The organism is Trebonia sp., assembly GCF_049794275.1.
Lineage (GTDB): Bacteria > Actinomycetota > Actinomycetes > Streptosporangiales > Streptosporangiaceae > Trebonia.
Genome location: NZ_JBARCR010000035.1, coordinates 1 through 5,981, shown reverse-complemented (window position 1 = coordinate 5,981; position 5,981 = coordinate 1). Strand labels below are relative to the sequence as shown.

General features: G+C 68.7%; 6 protein-coding genes. 5 read left to right on the top strand and 1 reads right to left on the bottom strand.

Translation table 11 applies throughout. From position 1 onward, the window contains the following. The first annotated feature begins 206 nt into the window (after positions 1-206). The gene (locus WA805_RS00960; protein ID WP_422289131.1) at positions 207-1,082 is read left to right on the top strand and encodes a transglycosylase domain-containing protein; all 876 of its coding nucleotides are present in this window, start codon (positions 207-209) and stop codon (positions 1,080-1,082) included. A gap of 18 nt (positions 1,083-1,100) precedes the next feature. Here WA805_RS00960 and WA805_RS00955 read toward each other — a convergent pair whose 3' ends face one another. Continuing rightward, positions 1,101-1,589, bottom strand: a complete 489-nt coding sequence (locus WA805_RS00955) for a GtrA family protein (RefSeq protein WP_422289130.1) — start codon at positions 1,587-1,589, stop codon at positions 1,101-1,103. 132 nt (positions 1,590-1,721) lie between these two features. Here WA805_RS00955 and WA805_RS00950 point away from each other — a divergent pair, with 132 nt between their 5' ends. The 4 genes from WA805_RS00950 (at position 1,722) to WA805_RS00935 (ending at position 5,890) form a co-directional block, all read left to right on the top strand. Further along, on the top strand, positions 1,722-2,651 hold the full coding sequence (locus tag WA805_RS00950; RefSeq protein WP_425241422.1) for an ABC transporter ATP-binding protein: 930 nt from the start codon (positions 1,722-1,724) through the stop codon (positions 2,649-2,651). Continuing rightward, positions 2,651-3,484, top strand: a complete 834-nt coding sequence (locus WA805_RS00945; protein WP_425241421.1) for an ABC transporter permease — start codon at positions 2,651-2,653, stop codon at positions 3,482-3,484. Before WA805_RS00950 ends, WA805_RS00945 begins: the two co-directional genes overlap by 1 nt. Then, positions 3,477-4,289, top strand: a complete 813-nt coding sequence (locus WA805_RS00940; RefSeq protein ID WP_422289129.1) for an ABC transporter permease — start codon at positions 3,477-3,479, stop codon at positions 4,287-4,289. The genes WA805_RS00945 and WA805_RS00940 overlap by 8 nt, the downstream gene beginning before the upstream one ends. Before the next feature lie 80 nt (positions 4,290-4,369). Continuing rightward, positions 4,370-5,890: a DUF2079 domain-containing protein gene (locus WA805_RS00935; RefSeq protein ID WP_422289128.1), complete on the top strand. Its 1,521-nt coding sequence runs from the start codon at positions 4,370-4,372 to the stop codon at positions 5,888-5,890. Positions 5,891-5,981: the final 91 nt, after the last annotated feature.

Genomic DNA, 5,981 nt, shown 5'->3' with positions numbered 1-5,981 from the left:
CTGGGCCACGTCCCGCCGCCGACCGGAAGCCCGATCGGCGTGTCCACCTTAGCGCATCCCGGGCGCCACCAGGAAACGACGGCCGGCCCGCGCCGCCCTCTCCGTGGCGAGCCTTCAGGAAGCAGTCACGCGCCGCGGTTAGCATCGGGCAACGAAGGTCACGCGCCGCGCGTTCACCCCACAGGGGCCAAAGGGGAGGGAAACACATGGTCTGGCGGACACCGGACGGCAGCACAGCGGACGACGTCCCTGGTTACACCCGCCCGCTGCCCGAGCCCACCCGGCAGCCAGTGCAGCCAGGCCAGCCAGGGCAGCCAGGCCAGCCGCCGAGCCTCCAGCGGCCGCCCCGCAGCCGCAGCCGCAAGCGCCGCTACCTCAAGCGCGCCGCCATCACCCTGGTCACTCTCGCAGTCGTGCTCGCCCTCGCCGCTGGCGTGCTCTACATAGTCACCCCGTCGGCGGGCGAGGCCACCACGCTCGCGCAGCAGCAGGCCCGCCAGCACGGCATCGCCTACCCTGGCCCGAACGTCCCGGGCAACTTCGCCCGCCCCCTCGTCGCCACCGAAGACCACCGCTTCTACTCGGAGCCAGGCATCGACCTGTTCGCCGTGGGCCGCGTCATCCAGGCCAAGCTCACCGGCGGCCAGGACCAGGGCGGCGCCACGCTCGAGCAGCAGCTCGCCAAGATGCTCTACACCCCGGCCAAGAGCAGCCTGAGCGCCGAACTCGAGCAGGTCACTCTCGCGATCAAGCTGAACAACGCCTACAGCAAGCAGCAGATCCTGCGGCTCTACGCGGAGGTCGCCTACTACGGCCACGGGTACTACGGCCTGGAGCAGGCGAGCTGCGGCTACTTCGGCCGCCCGGCGAGCGAGCTGACCGTCGTCCAGGGCGCGATGCTCGCCGGCGTCGTCAACGCCCCGAGCATGGACGACCCGATCAACGACCCCGCCAACGCCCGCGCCCGGCTGACGCACGTCATCGACCGCATGGTCGCGGTCGGCTATCTCACCAGGACTCAGGCGAACAACGCGCTTGCCACGCCGCTCGGCATCGTGCCTCGCGACCAGGCGGGCTGCTAAGCCCGCAAAACCAGAAAGTCAGCGCCCGGACGTCTCAGGCTCCAGCTGCTCCGCGGAGGCCGGCGCGGCCGGCGTGCGGAACACGAACCTGCGGTACGTGAACAGGCGGAACATCGTCCCGATCCCGATGCCGATGATCGTCGCGATGTTGTACGAGAGCCGGTCGCCGTGGCCCAGTCCGTGCACGACGAAGTAGACGATGCCGACCTGGATGAAGATCCCGACCACGTTCAGCGCGACGAACAGCGCGGTCTCCTGGCCAAGGCCACCGCCCTTGCGGTGCTTGAACGCCCAGTGCCTGTTCCCGACGAACGTGACGAGGGTGGCGACGGTGTACGCGATGACGACCGCGGTGACCGCCCCGACCCCGTGCCCCGGGTACAGGGCGTTCTGCACGCCTAGCTGGACGACGAAGCCGATCGCTCCCACGACGCCGAACTTCGCGACCTCGTGGACCAGCACCTGAAACCGGATGTATGTGTCGCGGATCAGACTCAACTGGCTCAATCCTCTCGCCTGTACCCCGTCGCGCCACCTGTCGCGGCTGGTCTCCGTACTTTACCTGCCAAGCACTGCTGCCCGGCGGACGGGCCGGAAAACCGTTCGGAATCCGACACGACGCCCGGTATTCTCGCTCGGGTGCCTGAGGTACTGGTGCACGCCCGAGGCCTTACGAAGCGGTTCGGCAGCTTCACCGCGGTGGACGGGATCGACTTCGACCTGTACCGGGGCGAAGCCTTCGGATTCCTCGGCCCCAACGGCGCCGGGAAATCCTCCACAATGCGGATGATCGGCTGTGTCTCCCCGCCGACACAGGGCGAGCTTACCATTTTCGGTGCGGACCCCGTGCGTGACGGGGCCGCTATCAGGGCCAGATTGGGGGTTGTCCCCCAAGACGACACCCTCGACGTCGAGCTGACGGTCCGCGAGAACCTGCTCGTCTACGGCCGCTATTTCGGCCTGCCGCGCGCCGTCATCAGGGAGCGCACTGCGCAGCTGCTGGACTTTGTTCAGCTCACCGACCGGGCCGGCGACCTGGTGGACCCGCTGTCCGGCGGCATGAAGCGCCGCCTGACGATCGCCAGGAGCCTGATCAACGACCCGGACATCCTCATCCTCGACGAGCCGACGACCGGCCTGGACCCGCAGGCAAGGCACGTGGTGTGGGACCGGCTGTTCCGCCTCAAGCAGCGCGGCGTCACCCTCATCCTCACCACGCACTACATGGACGAGGCCGAGCAGCTGTGCGACCGCCTCGTGGTCATGGACCACGCCACGATCGTCGCCGAAGGCGCCCCCCGCGAGCTCATCGAGCGCTACTCCACCCCTGAGGTGCTTGAGCTGAGGTTCGACCCGGCGCTGCACGAGCAGGCCGCTGAGAAGATCCAAGACCTTTCTTCCGAACGTACGGAGGTGCTTGCCGACCGCATCCTCCTCTACGTGACGGATGGCGACGCGGCGCTGTCACGGGTTCTGCAGGCCGGGCTTGAGCCGCTGACCCAGATCGTGCGCCGCTCCACGCTCGAGGACGTGTTCCTCTACCTGACCGGCCGCCAGCTGGTGGACTGATGGCTGTAGATTCGGCGATCTCCGCCCGGCGGGCGGCGATCGCGCCCATGCCGGGCTGGTGGCAGCTGTCCCTCCGCGCGTTCCGCTGCTGGCTGACCACCTACCGGCGGCTGTGGCGGTCCTCAGTCTGGTCGTCGTTCCTCGGGCCGGTGTTCTACCTCGCCGCGATGGGCTACGGCCTCGGCTCGCTGGTGGACAAGAACGGCACGGCGAGCCTCGGCGGGGTGCCGTACGTGGTGTTCGTCGCGCCGGCGATCCTCGCCTTCCAGGCGATGAACACGGGGATCAGCAACGCCTCGTTCCCGGTGTACAGCTCGGTGCACTGGAGCCGGATCTACCTGGCCGCTCAGGCCACGCAGCTGCGGCCCGCGGACATCTACCGCGGGCACGTGATGTTCATCACGATGCGAGTGGCGATGAACTCCGCGTGCTTCATCGTGGTGATGGCGGCCTTCGGCACGATCCGCTCGGCGTGGGCCGCGCTGCTGCTGCCCGTGGCGGCGCTCACCGGGCTGGCGTTCGCGGCCCCGGTCGCCGCCTGGTCGGTGACGCTGGACAAGGACTACCCGATGAACTACGTGTTCCGGTTCGGCGCCGTCCCGATGATGCTGTTCTCCGGCACGTTCTTCCCGGTCAGCAGGCTGCCCGGGTGGCTGCAGCCGGTCGCCTACGCGACGCCGCTGTGGCACGCCGTGGCGCTGTGCCGCGGGCTGTCCCTGGGCATCGGGCTGAGCGCCTGGAGCGTCGCCGCGCACGTGGGGTACCTGGCGGCCATCGCAGCGGCCGGCCTGTGGGCAGGCAGCGTCACGTACCGGAGACGGTTGTATGTCTAGGGGTGAAACACGGGCCCGTTCCGGATATCCGGTGTTGCCGTGGGGACCGGGGAGCTTCCGGCTGATCGAGCGGCACGGACGGGTGTACCGGCACGTGTGGCTGGTGTTCATCTCCGGGGTCGCGGAACCGCTGTTCTACCTGCTGTCGGTCGGCGTCGGCATCGGCGGTCTGGTCGGCACCGTGGCCGGGCCGGGCGGGCAGGCCGTCCCATACCGGGAGTTCGTCGCGCCAGGACTGCTCGCCGTCTCCGCCCTGAACGGGGCCATGTACGACTCCACCTTCAACATCTACGCCAGGATGAAGTTCGCCAAGCTGTACGACGCGGTGCTGGCCACGCCGATCGGGCCGGGGGAGGTGGCGCTCGGCGAGGTGGGCTGGGCGGTGCTGCGCGGCGCGCTGTACGCGATCGCGTTCATGCTGGTGATGCTCGCGCTGGGGCTGCTGCACACGCCGTGGGCGCTGCTCGCGATCCCGGGCGCGGTGCTGATCAGCTTCACCGTCGCGTCGGTCGGGGTGGCGTGCACCACGTACATGAAGAGCTGGCAGGACTTCGACTACGTGCTGCTGGTTTCGGTGCCGCTGTTCCTGTTCTCCGCCACGTTCTACCCGCTGAGCGTTTACCCGCCGGCGATCGCCGACATCGTGCAGTGGACGCCGCTGTACCAGGGCGTCGTGCTGCTGCGCGACCTGGTGCTCGGGGTGCCGTCGCCCGAGCTGCTGTGGCGGGCCGGGTACCTGGCGGCGCTCGGGGCCGTCGGGCTGACGGTGGCGGGCCGCCGGATCGCGAAACTGCTGCTGGTCTGACCAGCTAATGTCGGTCTGACCAGCTAACAATGGGGTTTCACCACGCTTCCCCCTGGGCCTGACCGGGTAGGCTGGCGCGGATGCTGGAAGAGCGCCGCCCGGAACCCGCCGCCGTCACCAGCGCGGACCTGACGGCGCGGCCGACTGCCAGCGCCTACCGCGACCCGGTGACGTGGGCGACGGCTGCCTGCGTGTTCGGTGCCTACGTGACGCTGTCGCTGTACCGGCTGTGGCAGCGCACCCCGTCCTCGTGGGACCTGGGCATCTACACCGAGTACGTGAAGCAGTTCGCGAACCTGCGCGCGCCGATCGTGGACGTGCGCGGCGCCGGGTTCAACCTGCTCGGCGACCACTTCCAGGTCATCGTGGCGCTGATCGCGCCGTTCTTCCGGGTGTTCCCCTCCGTGGACACGCTGCTGGTCGCGCAGGCGCTGCTCACCGCGGTGTCGGTGTTCCCGGTGACCACGGCGGCGACGTCGCTGCTCGGCCGCGGCGCCGGGCGGACGATCGGCTTCGCGTTCGGGTTCTCCTGGGGCCTGCAGCAGATGATCGACTTCGACTTCCACGAGATCGCGTTCGCCGTGCCGCTGCTGGCGTTCTCGCTGTCCGCTCTGGTCCGGGGGCGGACCAGGGCGGCGGTGCTGTGGGCGATGCCGCTGGTGTTCGTGAAGGAGGACCAGGGCTTCACGGTGGCGGCGATCGGCCTGCTGATGGCGCTGGCTGGCCAGCGGCGCTTCCGGATGGGGCGGAGCAGTGTGTCCGGCGGGCTGTTCCTCACCGCGTGGGGCCTGGGCTGGTCGCTGCTCGCGATCACCGTGATCATCCCGCACTTCAACTCCGCCCACCATTACATCTACTGGAACCTCGGCGGCGTGGTGGGCGGCTCAGGCTCGTCGTTCTCCGCGACCGGCCTGGTGACGCAGACCCTGCACTCCTGGCCGGTGAAGCTGGAGACCGTGGTAATGCTGGTGCTGCCGACCGCGTTCATCGCGCTCGGCTCACCGGTCGCACTGATCGTGCTGCCCAGCCTCGCGCTGAGGTTCCTCGCCACGAACGCCTTCTACTGGCAGACGAACTGGCATTACAACGCCACCGCGATGCCCATCCTGTTCATCGCGGCCGCCGAGGTGATGGCCCGGTGGCGCGGCGTCGAGCGTACGGCTGGCGAGGCGGCGGTCGCTGGCCCCGGCGAGCTCTGGACGTCGACCCGGATAGCCGCCGCGCGGTACGGCGCCGCGATGATGGCGGCGATCACGGTCGCGCTCGCCTTCCAGTTCCCGATCAACGACATCTGGCACGCCTCGACGTACCAGATGAGCCCGCACGTCGCCGCCGACAACGCGGCGATAGCCCAGGTCCCTGACGGCGCCACGGTACAGACGACGCTTGGCCTGCTGGCGCCACTGGCGGCGCGCACGGACACGTTCTGGATCGGCAACCCGAACAACCCGGCCACTCAGTACATCGTCTTCGACGGCCTGGAAAGCGGCTACAGCCCGCCCCCCTCGGACGTGCCGGAGTTCATCAAGGAGCTGTACCCGAAGACCAACTACGTCCAGATCTTCGTCGACGACCAGGTCTACGTCTTCCGCCGCGCCTAGCCCTCGTTCCGTTTTTCATGATCACGTAAGAAAAGTGTGTCGCCATAGCGACCACAGGTCTTCGTGATCATGAACTGGCTGGGACTAGTCT

What these genes read in the sequence shown, in the direction of transcription:
- WA805_RS00935 (WP_422289128.1), top strand. Translation starts at nt 4,370, where the DNA reads ATGCTGGAAGAGCGCCGCCCGGAACCCGCCGCCGTCACCAGCGCGGAC.
- WA805_RS00960 (WP_422289131.1), top strand. Translation starts at nt 207, where the DNA reads ATGGTCTGGCGGACACCGGACGGCAGCACAGCGGACGACGTCCCTGGT.
- WA805_RS00940 (WP_422289129.1), top strand. Translation starts at nt 3,477, where the DNA reads ATGTCTAGGGGTGAAACACGGGCCCGTTCCGGATATCCGGTGTTGCCG.
- WA805_RS00945 (WP_425241421.1), top strand. Translation starts at nt 2,651, where the DNA reads ATGGCTGTAGATTCGGCGATCTCCGCCCGGCGGGCGGCGATCGCGCCC.